Source organism: Nocardioides renjunii, assembly GCF_034661175.1.
GTDB lineage: Bacteria > Actinomycetota > Actinomycetes > Propionibacteriales > Nocardioidaceae > Nocardioides > Nocardioides renjunii.
In genome coordinates, this window is the sequence record NZ_CP141058.1 from 3,427,657 (window position 1) to 3,442,797 (window position 15,141).

Annotated in this window: 15 protein-coding genes; 8 read left to right on the plus strand and 7 right to left on the minus strand. The window is 72.6% G+C overall.

The genetic code is table 11. The annotated features are described in order from the left end of the window. Positions 1-53 precede the first annotated feature (53 nt). Both SHK17_RS16425 and SHK17_RS16430 read left to right on the plus strand, forming a co-directional pair. Positions 54-632: an SDR family oxidoreductase gene (locus SHK17_RS16425; RefSeq protein ID WP_322920005.1), complete on the plus strand. Its 579-nt coding sequence runs from the start codon at positions 54-56 to the stop codon at positions 630-632. Beyond that, positions 587-913: a Rossmann-fold NAD(P)-binding domain-containing protein gene (locus SHK17_RS16430; protein WP_322920006.1), complete on the plus strand. Its 327-nt coding sequence runs from the start codon at positions 587-589 to the stop codon at positions 911-913. Before SHK17_RS16425 ends, SHK17_RS16430 begins: the two co-directional genes overlap by 46 nt. Here the strand turns inward: SHK17_RS16430 and SHK17_RS16435 are convergent. Genes SHK17_RS16435 through SHK17_RS16450 form a run of 4 tightly spaced genes read right to left on the minus strand, consistent with a single transcriptional unit; the run spans position 906 to position 3,409 of the window. After that, a complete protein-coding gene (locus SHK17_RS16435) occupies positions 906-1,544 on the minus strand; it encodes an HAD family hydrolase (RefSeq protein WP_172265999.1) in 639 nt (212 codons plus the stop codon). The genes SHK17_RS16430 and SHK17_RS16435 overlap by 8 nt on opposite strands. Next, positions 1,541-2,011 carry a PTS sugar transporter subunit IIA gene (locus SHK17_RS16440; RefSeq protein WP_322422984.1) on the minus strand — a complete coding sequence of 157 codons (471 nt, stop codon included), beginning with the start codon at positions 2,009-2,011 and terminating at the stop codon, positions 1,541-1,543. Before SHK17_RS16440 ends, SHK17_RS16435 begins: the two co-directional genes overlap by 4 nt. Further along, entirely contained in the window at positions 2,008-2,298 is a 291-nt protein-coding gene (locus tag SHK17_RS16445) for a PTS glucose/sucrose transporter subunit IIB (protein WP_322920007.1), read from the minus strand. The genes SHK17_RS16440 and SHK17_RS16445 overlap by 4 nt, the downstream gene beginning before the upstream one ends. A 22-nt stretch (positions 2,299-2,320) precedes the next feature. Then, positions 2,321-3,409 carry an SIS domain-containing protein gene (locus SHK17_RS16450; protein WP_322920008.1) on the minus strand — a complete coding sequence of 363 codons (1,089 nt, stop codon included), beginning with the start codon at positions 3,407-3,409 and terminating at the stop codon, positions 2,321-2,323. A gap of 112 nt (positions 3,410-3,521) precedes the next feature. Here SHK17_RS16450 and SHK17_RS16455 point away from each other — a divergent pair, with 112 nt between their 5' ends. Genes SHK17_RS16455 through nagA form a run of 3 tightly spaced genes read left to right on the plus strand, consistent with a single transcriptional unit; the run spans position 3,522 to position 6,674 of the window. Further along, a complete protein-coding gene (locus SHK17_RS16455; RefSeq protein ID WP_322920009.1) occupies positions 3,522-4,292 on the plus strand; it encodes a GntR family transcriptional regulator in 771 nt (256 codons plus the stop codon). After that, complete coding sequence (locus SHK17_RS16460) at positions 4,289-5,542, plus strand: PTS transporter subunit EIIC (protein ID WP_322920010.1); 1,254 nt, start codon at positions 4,289-4,291, stop codon at positions 5,540-5,542. The genes SHK17_RS16455 and SHK17_RS16460 overlap by 4 nt, the downstream gene beginning before the upstream one ends. Before the next feature lies 1 nt (position 5,543). After that, entirely contained in the window at positions 5,544-6,674 is a 1,131-nt protein-coding gene (gene nagA / locus SHK17_RS16465; protein WP_322920011.1) for an N-acetylglucosamine-6-phosphate deacetylase, read from the plus strand. Between the two features lie 15 nt (positions 6,675-6,689). Here the strand turns inward: nagA and SHK17_RS16470 are convergent, their stop codons facing one another. From SHK17_RS16470 to SHK17_RS16480, 3 genes are read right to left on the minus strand one after another with little or no spacing between them, the layout of a single operon-like run. Next, positions 6,690-7,622, minus strand: coding sequence for a carbohydrate ABC transporter permease (locus tag SHK17_RS16470; protein WP_172266014.1), 933 nt, complete (start codon positions 7,620-7,622; stop codon positions 6,690-6,692). Continuing rightward, complete coding sequence (locus SHK17_RS16475; RefSeq protein ID WP_172266017.1) at positions 7,619-8,551, minus strand: carbohydrate ABC transporter permease; 933 nt, start codon at positions 8,549-8,551, stop codon at positions 7,619-7,621. Before SHK17_RS16475 ends, SHK17_RS16470 begins: the two co-directional genes overlap by 4 nt. 3 nt (positions 8,552-8,554) lie before the next feature. After that, complete coding sequence (locus SHK17_RS16480) at positions 8,555-9,883, minus strand: ABC transporter substrate-binding protein (RefSeq protein ID WP_322920012.1); 1,329 nt, start codon at positions 9,881-9,883, stop codon at positions 8,555-8,557. A 166-nt stretch (positions 9,884-10,049) separates the two neighbouring features. Here SHK17_RS16480 and SHK17_RS16485 point away from each other — a divergent pair, with 166 nt between their 5' ends. From SHK17_RS16485 to SHK17_RS16495, 3 genes are read left to right on the plus strand one after another with little or no spacing between them, the layout of a single operon-like run. After that, positions 10,050-12,074: a beta-galactosidase gene (locus SHK17_RS16485; RefSeq protein WP_322920013.1), complete on the plus strand. Its 2,025-nt coding sequence runs from the start codon at positions 10,050-10,052 to the stop codon at positions 12,072-12,074. Next, a complete protein-coding gene (locus SHK17_RS16490) occupies positions 12,074-12,925 on the plus strand; it encodes a DeoR/GlpR family DNA-binding transcription regulator (protein ID WP_322920014.1) in 852 nt (283 codons plus the stop codon). The genes SHK17_RS16485 and SHK17_RS16490 overlap by 1 nt, the downstream gene beginning before the upstream one ends. After that, a complete protein-coding gene (locus SHK17_RS16495; RefSeq protein ID WP_322920015.1) occupies positions 12,922-15,102 on the plus strand; it encodes an alpha-galactosidase in 2,181 nt (726 codons plus the stop codon). Before SHK17_RS16490 ends, SHK17_RS16495 begins: the two co-directional genes overlap by 4 nt. Positions 15,103-15,141 lie beyond the last annotated feature (39 nt).

Sequence of the window (15,141 nt, forward strand, 5' to 3'; positions counted from 1 at the left end):
CCTCGACGGGTGCGAGCGGTCCGGTCTTGCCCGGCTGACTAGCCTCGGTCGTCATGGAGCCGCAGCGCAGGATCCTCGTGACCGGAGCCCGGGCCAAGACCGGCGACCCGCTGGCCCGCCTGCTGGTCGCGCGGCCGGGTGTCGAGGTGCTCGGCGGGAGCAGCGACCCGGCGACCGTCGACCTCCCCGGCGTCGTGCCCACCGCCTTCTCCTGGGACGAGCCGACGACCTGGGGCAGCGCCATCGGTGACGTGGACGCCGTCTTCGTCGTCCGGCCCGACCGGCCCGACGCCCCCGAGCTCATCGCCGGACTGCTGGGCCAGGCGCCGGAGGACGCCCACGTCGTCCTGCTCTCGGAGCGCGCCGCGGACTACGCCGCGCTCGACCGCTGGGGCCTGCGGTGCGAGGACGCGGTGCGCTCCGGCCCCCGCAGCTGGACCATCCTGCGGCCGAGCTGGTTCATGCAGGTCCTCACGGATCCCCGCTTCTTCCGCGACGCCGTGACCGGCGACGCCGAGCTGCCGTTCCCCGACGGGGCGGTCGGCTGGCCTGGATCGACGCGCGCGACATCGCCGCGGTCGCCGAGGTGGCCCTGCTCGACAGCGACCACCGCGGCAGCGTCCTCGAGCTGACCGGGCCGGAGGCGCTCACCCTCGAGGAGACCGCCGGGCTCCTGTCGCCGCTCGCGGGCCGCCAGGTCACCCATCGCCGGCAGACCGTCGCCGAGGCTGTCGTCGGCATGGACGGCTTCGACCGCGAGCTGACCGAGATGACCTACGAGCGGGTCCGCGCGGGCGCGTTCGCCGAGGTCACCGGTGAGGTGGAGCGGGTCACCGGCCGGCCGCCGCGGAGCCTCGCGACGTTCGTCGAGGACGTCGTCGCCGGCCTCGACGGACCGCCGACCGTCAGCTGACGAGGGGCAGCAGCGGCCGCAGGTCGTCGTGCACCTCCGCCGCACCGGCCTCGGTGAGCACACGCGGGTCGTGCGTCGTGGCGATGCCGTGCACGCGTCGTACGCCCGCAGCGACCGCCGCGCGGACCCCCGCGGGCGAGTCCTCGGCAGCGAGTGCCTCGGCCGGGTCCGCGCCCAGCCGCTCGCAGGCCAGGGCGAAGCCCGCCGGGTGCGGCTTGCCGTCCGCCACGTCGCGCGCCGTGACGACGAGGTCGACGCTCTCGAGCGTGAGGGACAGCGACTCGACGAGGGAGCGCTCGACCCATGCCGGACCGGCGGAGGTCACGATGGCGACGGGCACGCCGGCGGCGCGCGCCGCCTCGATCAGCTCGCGCGCCCCGGGCACGGCGCCGGCCGCCTCGTCCGGGACGTGCGTCAGGACCTCAGCGAGCACGGCCTCGGGGTCGAGGCCGGCCCACGGCCCCGGCTCGGTGGCGAAGACGTCGGCCGCTCGGCGGCCCGTGAAGATCGTCAGGTCGGGGACGTCCCACCCCTTGTGCGCGAAGAAGGACTCGTAGCCCCGGCGGTGCAGCGGCTCGGAGTCGACGAGCGTGCCGTCGAGGTCGAGCAGCAGGGCCGACACCCGGGTCATGCGGTGGTGAAGAGCAGGTCGCCGGCGGCGACGGGTCCGCCGACCGCGTCGCTCGTGACCGAGCCCTTGGGTGCGTCCATGAGCACGACCGGGACGACCGGCGAGACGTCCAGGCCGGCCGCGGACCCCGGCAGGCTCGAGGGGTCCCAGGTGATCATCGGGTCCCCGGCGGACACCTCGTCGCCCTGCGAGGCGAGGACCTCGAAGCCCTCCCCCTCGAGGCGGACGGTGTTGATGCCGAGGTGGACGAGCACCCCCACGCCGTCGCCGAGCACGACGAAGGCGTGCGGGAGGACCTTGACGACCGTGCCGGCGATCGGGGCGACCACCGTGGTGCGGCCCGCGTCGGGCTCGATGGCGACGCCGGGGCCCACCATCTCCTCGGCGAAGACCGGGTCGGGCACGTCGGTCATCGCGATGACCCTGCCGGGGCAGGGTGCGAGGACCTGCACGGACGACTGGCTCACATCAGGTCCTCGATGTCGTCGGCGAGGTTGTCCGCCTCGGGCCCGACGACGACCTGGACGACCGTGCCGCTCGCCATGACCCCGTGGGCACCGGCCGACTTGAGGGCGGCCTGGTCGACCAGGGACCCGTCCTTGACCTCGGTGCGGAGGCGGGTGATGCACGCCTCGATCTCGACGACGTTGTCCGCGCCGCCGAGGCCGGCGAGGATCTGCTCTGCCTTGCTGCTCATCTGTGAACCTTTCGTGGGGAGGTGACCACTGTTGGTCTCGTGGGGCCGCTCGCGCAACCTCCTCGACCAGCGGTGCGGGTCAGCCGGTGACGTCGGTCTGGGTGACCTTGTTGAGCCCGCGCGGGTTGTCGGGGTCGAGCCCCATCCGCAGGGCCATCTGCTCGATCATCAGCTGTGAGGGGACGATCGAGGCGATGGGCTCCACGGTCTCGGGCAGGTCGGGACCCGCCAGGTGCAGGTCGCAGAGGTCCGCGAACGACGGCGTGCCGCCGATGCCGAGGACCCGCGCGCCGCGCCCCCGGAGGTCGCGCACCAGGTCGGCCATCGGCTCGGCCAGCGGGCCGTGGGCGGCGCCGACGAGCACCGCGAGCAGCCCGTCGCTGACCACCGAGATCGGGCCGTGGCGCAGGTCGGCGTAGGAGTAGCCGCGCACCGGGCGCAGGCACGTCTCCTCCATCTTGAGCGCGGTCTCCAGCGCGGTGCCGAGCAGCAGTCCGCGGCCGGAGACGACCACGCGCTCGGAGCCGGCCAGCGCCTCCGAGGCGGCGGACACGTCCGCGCCGAGGAGCCCGGCAACGGCGTCCGGCACGCGGTCGAGGTCTGCGGCGAGGCCGTCGGCGCCCTCGCCGGCCAGCGCGTCGGCCAGGACGGCGAGCGCCACCATCTGGGTGAGGTAGGTCTTCGTGGCCGGCACGGCGACCTCGGGCCCGGCCTGGGTCACCAGCGCCACGTCGGCCGCCGCGGCCAGCGGGGAGTCGGCCACGTTGGTCACGCTGACCGTCGCGGCGCCGCACTCGCGGGCCCACCGCTGCGTCTCGACGATCTCGGCGGTCGAGCCGGACTGCGAGACCGAGACCACCACGGTGTCGGAGAGGTCGAGCCGGGCGCGGTAGTGGGTGGCGACGCTCGGAGCGGCCAGCGCGGCGGGCACCCCGGCGGCCACCTCCAACAGGTAGCGACCGTAGATCGCGGCGTTGTCGCTGGACCCGCGCGCCACCAGCAGCACCCGGCGGCGGTCGCCGGCGAGGTCACGCAGGCGGGGCTGCTCGGGCAGCAGGTGCTCGAGCGTACGACGGGCGGCAGCCGGCTGCTCGGCGATCTCCGACGCCATGCGCGTCGAGGGGCCGCCGGTCTCGCCGGTGGGAGTGGTGGTCGCGGTGGTCTCCATGGGTGTCCTTGACAAGGTCGGGGCGGCAGAGCCATGCTCGGCGACTGGTACGTACCAGACCGTACCAATTGCCAGACCAGACGTCGAGCGCCCACTGGGAGGAGGAGGTCACGTGGCCGGCAGGATCGACCAGGGCCCCCGCCCCAAGCACGCGCAGCTCAGCGACGTGCTGGCGGACCTCGCCACGCGCGAGCTCGGCCCGGACACCGCGATCCCGTCCGAGCGCGACCTCATGGCGACGTACGACGTCTCGCGCGCCACGGTGCGCAAGGCCGTCGACAGCCTCGTCGCGGGCGGCCTGCTCCACCGGATCCAGGGCAAGGGCACCTTCGTGGCCCGCCCTCGTGTGGAGAGCCGGCTGCACCTCGCGTCGTTCTCCGACGACATGCGCCGCCGCGGGCTGGCGCCGTCGACCCGGCTGATGCTCGTGGACGAGGAGCGCCCGCCGTCCGACGTGGCAGCGACCCTGCGGCTGGGCGCGACGGGCACCGCGTGGCGCATCGACCGGGTCCGCCTCGCCGACGGCCAGCCGATGGCGATCGAGCAGGGCTGGTATCCCCGCTCGCTCCTGCCCGACCTCGACACCGAGGACCTCACCGGCTCGCTCTACACCCTGTTCTCCCAGCGCTACAACCTCGTCATCGACGCGGCCGAGCAGACGCTGTGGGGCGAGGCGGCCGAGGGCGCGACCGCGCGCCGCCTCGAGGCGCCCGTGCACACCCCGCTCCTGGTCTTCCGCCGCGTGTCCAGCGCCGCGGGACGTCCGGTCGAGCACGTCGTCTCGCGCTATCGCGGGGACCGCTACCAGGTCCACATGAGCCTCGGCGCCGACCACGGCGCCAGCAGGAAAACGAGCACCACCAGAAGGGATCGATCCTCGTGACCACACAGGACGCCGCCTCGGGCGGCACCACCACCCGGCGCAGGCTCAACCTCGCGCCACTGCAGAAGTTCGGGCGCAGCCTCATGCTCCCCATCGCCGCGCTCCCCGTCGCGGCGCTCCTGCTGCGCCTCGGCGCCAACGACCTGCTCGGGGTCGACGGCCTCGGGTGGGACAGCGTCGCCGCGGTCATCGGGGCGGCCGGTGGCGCACTGTTCGCCAACCTGCCGCTCCTCTTCGCGGTCGGCATCGCCATCGGCATGGCCCGCAAGTCGGACGGCTCGACGGCGCTCGCCGCCGTCGTCGGCTACCTCGTCTTCGAGGCGGTCGGCGACGCGATGTCGCCCTACGTCCTCGAGGGCGATGAGCTCATCGACTACGGCGTCCTCGGCGGCATCGTGATGGGCCTGGTCAGCGCCTTCCTCTGGCAGCGCTACCACCGCATCTCGCTGCCGCCCTACCTGGCCTTCTTCGGCGGTCGGCGCTTCGTCCCGATCATCACGGCGTTCGCCGCGGTGGCGATCTCGGTCCTGATGAGCTTCGCCTACCCCGCCTTCGACTGGGCCATCACCGGCCTCGGCGAGCGGGTCACCGAGAACGCGGTGCTCGGCGGGTTCGTCTACGGCACCCTCAACCGGCTCCTGATCCCGCTCGGCCTGCACCACATCCTCAACAACCCGCCGTGGTTCATCTTCGGCGAGTACACCCCGCCCGGCGGCGGCGAGACCGTCAACGGCGACATCGCGCGCTTCCTGGCCGGCGACCCCACCGCCGGCGCGTTCATGACCGGCTTCTTCCCGATCATGATGTTCGCGCTCCCGGCCGCGGCGCTCGCCATCTGGCACGAGGCCAAGCCGCAGAACAAGAAGCTCGTCGGCGGCATCATGCTGTCCGCCGCGCTGACGGCCTTCCTCACCGGGGTCACGGAGCCGCTCGAGTTCGCCTTCATGTTCGTCGCGTTCCCGCTCTACGTCATCCACGCCTTCCTCACGGGGTCGTCGATGGCGCTCACCAACGCGCTCGGCATCAAGGACGGCTTCGGCTTCTCGGCGGGCCTGTTCGACTACGTCCTCAACTACAACATCGCGACCAAGCCGCTGCTCATCATCCCGATCGGCCTGGCCTACGCCGCCGTCTACTACTTCCTCTTCCGGTTCGTGATCCGCAGGTGGAACCTGCGCACGCCGGGTCGCGAGGACGACGACGACGCGGCGGCGGGCACCTCGATGCTCGAGCAGGACAACAAGGCCTGACGTGCTCCTCACGGCAGACCGGGTGGTCACCCCGGCGCGGGTCCTCGCGCCGGGGTGGCTGCTCTCCGACGGCGACCGCATCGTCGAGGTCGGCGACGGGACACCACCGCGTACGCCCGACCTCGAGCTCGGCGACGCGACGGTCGTCCCCGGGTTCGTCGACCTCCACGTCCACGGCGGGGGCGGCGGGTCGTTCGACACCGGCACGGCCGAGGTCGCCGAGGTCGTCGTCTCGGCCCACCTCGCCCACGGAACCACCTCGATGGCGGGGAGTATCGTGAGTGACAGCCCCGACCGGATGGGCAGGGCGGTGCGGGAGCTCGCCCTGCTCGTCCGGGAGGGGCGCCTCGCGGGGATCCACCTCGAGGGCCCCTGGCTCAGCCCGGAGCGCTCGGGCGCCCACCAGCCCGGCGCGCTCGCCGCGCCCGACCCCGCCGCCGTCGACTCGCTGCTGGCCGCCGGCGACGGCGCCGTGCGGATGGTGACCCTGGCACCCGAGCTGCCCGGCGGCATCGAGGCGGTGCGCCGGATCAGCGGCGCGGGGGTGGTAGCCGCGATCGGCCACACCGACGCGTCGTACGACGTGGCGCGCAAGGCCCTCGAGGCCGGCGCCCGGCTGGGCACCCACCTCTTCAACGCGATGCGGCCGCTGCACCACCGCGACCCCGGGCCCGTCGGCGCGCTCCTCGACGCCCCCGTCGACGTCGAGCTCATCGCCGACGGCGTGCACCTGCACCCGGCCGTGCTCCGCACCGTCTTCGCCGCCAAGCCGGGACGCTGCATCCTGGTCACCGACGCGATGGCCGCGGCAGGCGGCCCTGACGGCGACTACCGCCTGGGACCGATGGCGATCGAGGTGCGCGACGGCGTGGCCCGGCTGGCCGACGGCACCGGCAGCGGCGCCATCGCCGGCTCGACGCTCACCATGGACGCGGCCCTCCGCTTCGCCGTACGCACCGCCGGCCTGCCGCTCCTCGACGTCGTGCACGCCGCGAGCACGGCACCCGCCCGGGCCTGGGGCCTGGACGACGTCGGCGCGCTCGAGGCCGGCCGGCGGGCCGACCTGGTGGTCCTCGACGCCGACCTGTCCGTACGCCGGGTGATGCGGGCCGGTGCCTGGGTGCGGCGCTGACCCCTCCCGGCGGGGTCAGCCCTTCGTCGAGCCCAGCGTCAGCCCCGACACGAACTGCTTCTGGAGCGCGAAGAAGACCACCAGCACCGGCAGCGCGACGATGATCGACCCGGCCGCGACGAGGTTGGTGTCGGTGAAGAACTGCCCGCGCAGGTTGTTGAGCGCCGACGTGACCGGCAGCTTGTCGCCCTGCTGGATGAGCACGGTCGCCCAGAAGAACTCGTTGTAGACCCAGGTGACCTGCAGGGTGGCCAGGGCCGCCAGCGCAGGGCGGACCAGGGGCATCGTGAGCTGCCAGTACTGGCGCCACACGCTCGCGCCGTCGAGCTCGGCCGACTCGTAGATCTCGTGCGGCAGCGTCTTCATGTAGTTGCTCAGCACGAAGGTGCAGAAGCCGAGCTGGAAGGCGGTGTTGACGAGGATCAGGGCCCAGAAGCTGTTGAGCAGCAGGCCCGAGTCGCTCATGAACGTCGGCAGCGGGACCTCGCGGAACATCCGGAAGACCGGGATGAGCAGCGCCTGCGGCGGCAGCAGGTTGGCGGCGAGGAAGACGCCGAGCATGGCGAGGTTGAAGCGATAGCTGAACCGCGCCAGCACGAAGGCGACCATCGACGACAGGAACAGCGTCAGCGCCACCGCGGGGACGGTGATGAGCAACGAGTTGCGCATGTGCACGCCGAAGTTGCCCTGCTGCCACGCCTGCTCGTAGTTGCTGGTGGTCCACCCGCCGAAGGAGAGGTAGCCGTTGGCCTGGGTGTAGTCATACTCCCGGAAGGAGTTGATCAGCGCCCACAGCAGCGGGAAGAGCCACGCCAGGGCGAGCAGGGCGACGATGACGGTGGCCACGACGCCGCGGCGCCTGCTCATCACGCCGCCGTCCTTGCGAGCCGGCGCGGTCGGCGCGACGACCGGGGCGGGCGGGGTGGCGACCGGGGTCTCGTAGGTCATCGCGAACGCTCCTCGCGGAAGACGGTCCGCAGGTAGATGGTGATGAAGACCGACGAGATGACCATCATGATCACGGCCAGCGCGGAGCCGAAGCCGTAGCGCGTCGCCTCGCCGACGACGTTCTGCGCGACGAGGGCGCCGATGACCTCCAGGCCGTTGCGGCCCTTGTTGATCACCCAGACGAGGTCGAAGGCGCGCAGCGACTCGATGACCACGATGACGATGACGACCATGTTGATCGGGCGCATCACCGGGAAGATCACGTGGAAGAAGGTCTTCACCTCGTTGGCGCCGTCGACGGCGGCCGCCTCGCGCAGGCTGGCGTCGACGCCCTTCAGGCCGGCCAGGTAGATGAGCATGATGTAGCCGGTGTGCCGCCAGGCGGTCGCGACGAGCACCGCCCACAGGTTGATGTCGGGGTCGCCGTACCAGTCGACCTGGGTGTTGAAGACCTGGTTGATGAGGCCCTGGTCGCGGGAGTAGAAGAGCTGCCAGATGAAGCCGATGAGCGCCAGCGACAGCACCACGGGCATGTAGAACGCCGTCTGGTAGAGCCGGCTGCCCTTCATCTCCCGGTCGAGGACGACTGCCAGCAGCATCCCGAGGATCGTGGGGAAGACGAACAGGAACGCCAGCCAGATGAGGTTGTGCTGCACCGCCGGCCAGAACGCCGGGTAGATGGTGAAGATGTCCTCGTAGTTCTGGACGCCGACCCACTCGATGGTGTCGAGGTCGCCGAACCCGTTCCACTTCCCGAAGGACAGCACGAAGGACAGCACGGCCGGCACCCACACCAGGAGCACGACCAGGAGCAGCGGGACCGTCACCATCGTGATGACGGTCGCCCTGTCCTTGCCGGGCAGCTTCTTCTCGCGGCCCCGGGGCGGCGCCGCAGCCGCGGGCCGCGGCGCCTCGTCGATGTGGGTCATGGCTCAGCCGAAGATCGAGGCGGCCTGCTCCTGGATGCTGGCCGTGACCCCGTCGATGTCGTCCGGGTCCTTCAGGAAGGCCTGGATCGAGGGGATCATCACCGTGTTGGCGAAGTCGGCGTTGGTGTCACGGTCCATGAACTGCGCGATGTTGGCCGCGGCGCCCACGACCTCGGCCGACTTCTTCTGCAGGTCGCTGTAGGTCGAGGTGCTCGCGCCCTCGTTGGCGGCGATGAACGGCGCGTCGGCGTTGCTGTTGGCCGCGTCGGCGGCGGCGGCGCTGCCGAGCCACTTCGCCATCGCCTTGCCGGCCTCCTGGTTCTGCCCGGCCGACGCGACGCAGAAGCCGTCGATGGGGGCGTCGAGGGCGTCGGAGCCGATCGAGGAGTCGAGCTCGGGGAAGGTGAAGAAGTCGAGGTCCTCGCCGTTCTCGCCGAGCGCGTCCACGACGAACGTGCCGAGCAGGTACATCCCGCACTCGCCCTTGCCCATGGCGGTCGCGGCCTCCTGCCAGGTCCGGCCCAGCGGGTCGGCCTGGTGGTAGGGCAGCAGGGTGCGCCAGGTCTCGAAGACCTGCTTGACCTCGTCGCCGTCCCACGCCTCGTCGCCGGCCATCAGGCTCATGTGGAAGTCGAAGCCGTTGAGGCGCATGTTGAGGATGTCGAAGGTGCCCATCGCGGGCCAGCCGTCCTTGTCGCCGAAGGCGAACGGCGTGACGCCCTTGCCCTGCATGTCCTCCATCAGCGCCATGAAGTCGTCGTTGGTCTCCGGCGGCGCCCAGCCGTTCTTCTCGAAGACCGACTTCCGGTAGAAGACCGCCCACGGGTAGTACTGCACGGGGACGAAGTACTGCTTGCCGTCGGGCGCCGTCGCCGCCTGCTTGAACGAGTCGTTGAGCCCATCGATGGGCCACTGGTCGCTCAGGTCGGTGATCAGGCCGTTCTCGGCGAACTGGGCCATCCGGAAGCCGGCGAACCAGGTGAAGACGTCGTCGGGCGTGCCCTGGAGGTAGGTGTTGATGCTCTCCTGGAACGTGTTGTGGTCGACCGCGTTGAGGCTGACCTTGGTGTCGGTCTCCTTCGTGTACGCCTCGGCCATCGCGGCGAGCCGGTCGTAGGCCGGGCCGACGCCCTCGGCCTCGTTGATGCCGAACTTCACGGTGGCCCCGGAGCCGGTGGACGGACCGGCGTCGTCGCCACCGCAGGCGGCCAGCATGCTGGCGCCGCCCACGGCGAGACCGCTGAGCCCGATCCCCCGGAGGACGGAACGACGCGTCGCCGCCATCGTGGCGACGGTGGAGCGGGGAATGGCACTGGATGTGGTGCGGGACACAACGGCCTCCTGGAGACAAAACCCAACAAGGAGGCACAGCATGTGACGACCGGCACAGGCCCGTCAACCCTGCAGAGGTCACGAATCAGACCCGTTCAAACATTTCCGAACTGTTATCCACCTTCGGACGTTGACTTCGCCGTATGAGGGTCGCCACAGTGGCCGCATGCCCACATCTCTGCCCGCGCTGGCCTTCGGCGGCGACTACAACCCCGAGCAGTGGCCCGCCGCAGCCCACGAGGAGGACCGCACACTGATGGGGGAGGCCGGCGTCGACCTGGTCACGCTGGGCGTGTTCTCGTGGGCCTGGCTCCAGCCGACACCCGACACGTGGGACTTCGCGTGGCTCGACGAGCAGATGGACGGCCTGCACGCCGCCGGCATCAAGGTCGACCTGGCGACGGCGACCGCCTCGCCGCCGCCGTGGCTGACCCACCGGCACCCCGAGATGCTCCCCGTGACCCACGACGGGCGGACGCTGTTCCCCGGCGGCCGCCAGGCGTTCTGCCCGAGCTCGCCGGTCTACCGCGAGCACGCCCTCGCCCTGTGCACGGCGCTGGCCGAGCGCTACCACGACCACCCGGCGCTCGCGCTGTGGCACGTCTCCAACGAGCTCGGCTGCCACAACGCCCGCTGCTACTGCGACGTCAGCGCGGCGGCGTTCCGCACCTGGCTGCGGCGGCGCTACGGCGACGACGTGGCGCGCCTCAACGACGCGTGGGGCACGGCGTTCTGGTCCCAGCGCTACGACGACTTCGAGCAGGTGCTCCCCCCGCGGCTCGCCCCGACCCACGCCAACCCGACGCAGCAGCTGGACTTCCTGCGCTTCTCCTCCGACCAGCTCCTCGACAACTTCGTCGTCGAGCGCGACGTCCTGCACCGCATCTCCCCCGGCGTCCCGGTCACCACCAACTTCATGGTGATGCGCCAGACCATGGAGATGGACTACCTGCGCTGGGGACGCGAGCTCGACGTCGTCTCCAACGACCACTACCTCATCGCCGCCGAGGAGGGTGGCCACCGCGAGCTGGCGTTCAGCGCCGACCTCACCCGGGGCACCGCGGACGGGCGCCCCTGGCTGCTGATGGAGCACTCCACCAGCGCGGTGAACTGGCAGCCGCACAACCGCGCCAAGCGACCCGGCGAGATGATCCGCAACAGCCTCGCCCACGTCGCGCACGGCGCCGACGCCGTGCTGTTCTTCCAGTGGCGCGCGTCGCGCGCGGGGGCCGAGAAGTTCCACTCCGGCCTCCTGCCCCATGCCGGCACCGACACCCGGCAGTGGCGCGAGGTCGTCGAGCTCTCCCGCGTCCTCGACGCCGTCGAGGAGGCCGCGGGCAGCACGCCCCGCAACGAGGCCGCCGTCCTGTTCGACTACGAGGCGTGGTGGGGGTGCCAGCTCGACTCGCACCCGAGCATCGACGTCAGCTACCGCGACCGGGCCGAGGACCTCCACCGGGCGCTGTCGGCGCAGGGCGTCGGGGTCGACGTCGTCCACCCGGGCACGGACCTGTCGGGCTACCGCCTCGTCGTCGTGCCGACGCTCTACCTCGTCTCCGACGAGCACGCCGCCGCGATCGCGGCCGCAGCGGAGGCGGGGGCGACGGTGGTGGTGACCTACTTCAGCGGCATCGTCGACGAGAACGACCACGTCCGCCTCGGCGGCTACCCCGGGGCGTTCCGCGACCTGCTCGGCGTGCGTACGACCGAGCTGCTGCCGCTGCTCGCCGGCGAGACCGTGCAGGTCGACGGCCTCGGGACCCCGACGGTCACCGCTGACACCTGGGCGGAGGACCTCGAGCTGGTCGGGGCCGAGGCGGTCGCGACGCACCTCGGCGGACCGGCGTCCGGGCTGCCGGCCGTCACTCGTCGCGAGGTCGGCGAGGGCACGGCCTGGTACGTCGCCACCCGCCTCGACGCCGTCGGCACGGACCGGCTGGTCGAGCGGCTCGTCGCCGAGACGGGGATCGAGCGCCTGCCCGGAGCAGGACCGCTCGTCGAGGTGACCCGCCGCGTCGGCGAGGATGCGCAGTGGCTCTTCGTGATCAACCACGGACACGCCCAGGCCGAGGTGCCGGTGCACGGCGTCGAGCTCGTCTCCGGCGCGGACGTCACCGGCAGCCTCGTGGTGCCGGCCGGCGGGGTCGCCGTGGTGAGGGAGGACGTCACCGGGCAGGACCGGGAGGCCTGATGCTCGCGGCCCAGCGTCGCGGACGCATCCTCGCCGAGCTCAGTCGCGACGGCACCGTGCGCGTGACCGACCTCGTCGAGCTCCTCGGGGTCTCCGACATGACCGTACGGCGCGACCTCGTCGCCCTGCACCGCGACGGCCTGCTGGAGAAGGTGCACGGCGGCGCCCTGGCCGTCGCCGAGCCGTCGTCCTCGGAGCCGGGCTTCGCCGCCAAGTCGGTGCAGCGCCGCAACGAGAAGGAGGCCATCGCGGCTGCCGCAGCCGAGCTCGTGCACACCGGGATGGCCATCGCCGTGTCCGCGGGGACCACGACCCACGCCCTCACCGAGCACATCGCGCGCGTGCCCCACCTCACCGTCGTCACCAACTCGGTGTGGGTGGCCGACGTCCTGCACCGCACCGGAGACGCGACCACGTCGGTGCTCCTCACCGGCGGGCTCCGCACGCCGTCCGACGCCCTGGTCGGCCCGGTCGCGGTCTCCTCGCTGCGCAGCCTCCACGTCGACGCGTTCTTCATGGGCGTGCACGGCATGGACGTGCGCGCCGGCTTCAGCACGCCCAACCTGCTGGAGTCGGAGACCAACCGCGCCATGATCGAGCGCTCCCGCAGGCTCATCGTGCTGGCCGACTCCAGCAAGTGGGGCGTCGTCGGCCTCAGCAGCATGGCCGCCCTCTCCGAGGCGGCCGTGCTGGTCACCGACTCCGGCCTGTCCGCCCACGCCAGCGGCGCCCTCGCCGACCACGTCGGGGAGCTGGTGGTGGTGGACCCCGCCGACGGCGACGACCTCGACAGCCCCCGCCCCGGGAGCGCACGTCCCGACACCGACGACCTAGGAGCCGGACACGCATGAGCGACGACACCACCCCGACCGACCGCCCCGACCGCCCCGACCGGTCCGACCGGTCCGAGGCCCCGCTCCACCTCAGCCGCGGCGGCGTCAGCCTGGTGCTGGGCCGCGACGCCGGGGGGATACCGGTCGTCCTCCACTGGGGCGCCGCCCTGGGCGACCTCGACGACGCGGCCCTGACGGCGATCATGGCGGCGCGCCAGCCGGGCGCCGCGCGCTCGTCGTACGACCTGCCCCGCCGCACCGGGCTGGTGCCCGACGGCACGCATGGCTTCTCGGGCACCCCGGCCCTCGCCGGGCACCGGGTCGGCGGCAGCGCCCGGGCCGCCACCCCGAGCCTGGTCGACTGGGTCGTCGACGTCGCCGACGGGAGCCTCACGTGCACCTGCACCGACGACGAGGCCGGGTGGGAGGTGCAGGTCGAGCTCGGCCTCGACGACGCCGGGCTCCTGCACGCGCGCACCAGCGTCACCAACACCGCCGACGGTGACCTCCACCTGGCGTCCGTGCTGACCGCCCTGCCCGTGCCGGCCCGCGCCGGGGAGCTGCTCGACCTCACCGGCCGGTGGTGCAAGGAGCGCACCCCGCAGCGGCACCCGTGGGTCCAGGGGACGCACCGACGCGACAGCCGCCGGGGGCGCACCGGGCACGACGCGACGCTGCTCATGGTCGCCGGCACCCCCGGGTTCACCTTCGGCCGCGGCGAGGTCTGGGCGGTGCACACGGCCTGGAGCGGCAACCACACGACGTACGCCGAGCGCACCCCCGAGGGCGAGTGCCTGCTCGGCGGCGGCGAGCTGCTGAGCCCGGGCGAGGTGGTGCTCGCCCCGGGTGAGACGTACGACTCCCCCCGCCTCCTCTGCTCGTGGTCCGGCACCGGGCTCGACCCGCTGAGCCACCGCCTCCACGCCCACCTGCGGGCCGTCACGCCGCGGGCCCGCGGCGAGCGGCCGGTGATCGCCAACACCTGGGAGGCGGTCTACTTCGACCAGTCGCTCGACCGGCTCACCGAGCTGGCCGACGTGGCCGCGTCGGTCGGGGTCGAGCGCTTCGTCCTCGACGACGGCTGGTTCCTGGGGCGACGCGCCGACACCGCCGGCCTCGGCGACTGGACGGTGGACCCGACGGTGTGGCCCGAGGGACTCGGACCGCTCGTGGACCACGTCACCGGGGTCGGCATGGAGTTCGGCCTGTGGGTGGAGCCGGAGATGGTGAACCCGGACTCCGAGACGGCCCGCAACCACCCCGAGCGGGTGCTGCGCGGCCACGCCGACCCGCCGATCACGTGGCGCCACCAGCAGGTGCTCGACCTCCAGGACGACGGCGCGTTTGCGGACCTGCGCGAGGCCCTGCTGGCGCTGCTCGACGGGCTCGACATCGCCTACCTCAAGTGGGACCACAACCGCGACCTCACCGACGCCACGCACGATGGCCGCCCGGCGGTGCACGGCCAGACGCTGGCGGCCTACCGGCTGCTCGACGAGCTCCGCGCCGCGCACCCGGCGCTCGAGATCGAGTCCTGCTCGTCCGGCGGGGCACGCGTCGACGCGGAGGTGCTGGCGCGCACCGACCGCATCTGGCCCAGCGACACCATCGACCCGCTGGAGCGCCAGCACCTGCAGCGGTGGACCTCGCTGCTCGTGCCGCCGGAGCTGATGGGCTCGCACGTGGGCGGCCCGACGTCGCACACCACCGGGCGCACGCACGCGCTGCGCTACCGCGCGGCCACCGCCCTCCTCCACTGGTTCGGCATCGAGTGGGACATGACGAGCCTGGACGAGGCCGGGCTCACCGAGCTCGGGTCCTGGATCGCGCTGCACAAGCAGGTGAGGCCGCTTATCGGGACCGGCACGCTCGTCCACCCCGACCACCCCGACCCGGCGCTGATGGTCACCGGCGTCGTCGCCGCGGACCGCTCCGAGGCGTGGTACGTCGTGGCCACCGTCGGCGCGACCGACACCCAGCACCCAGCGCCCCTGCGGGTCACGGGGCTTGACCCCGGCCGCACCTACCGCCTGACCGAGGAGCTGCCGCCACCGCCCGGTGGAGCCGACCTGACCGACGCCTGGTCGGCGGACGGCGCCGAGCTGCCCGGCCGGCTCCTGCACGAGGTCGGGGTCGCGCTGCCCGTGCTCGACCCGGAGGAGGCACGGGTGCTACGCGTCGTCGCGGTCGACTGACCCTCGACGGCACCGGGCCCCGCGCGGTCGCCGGTGCGC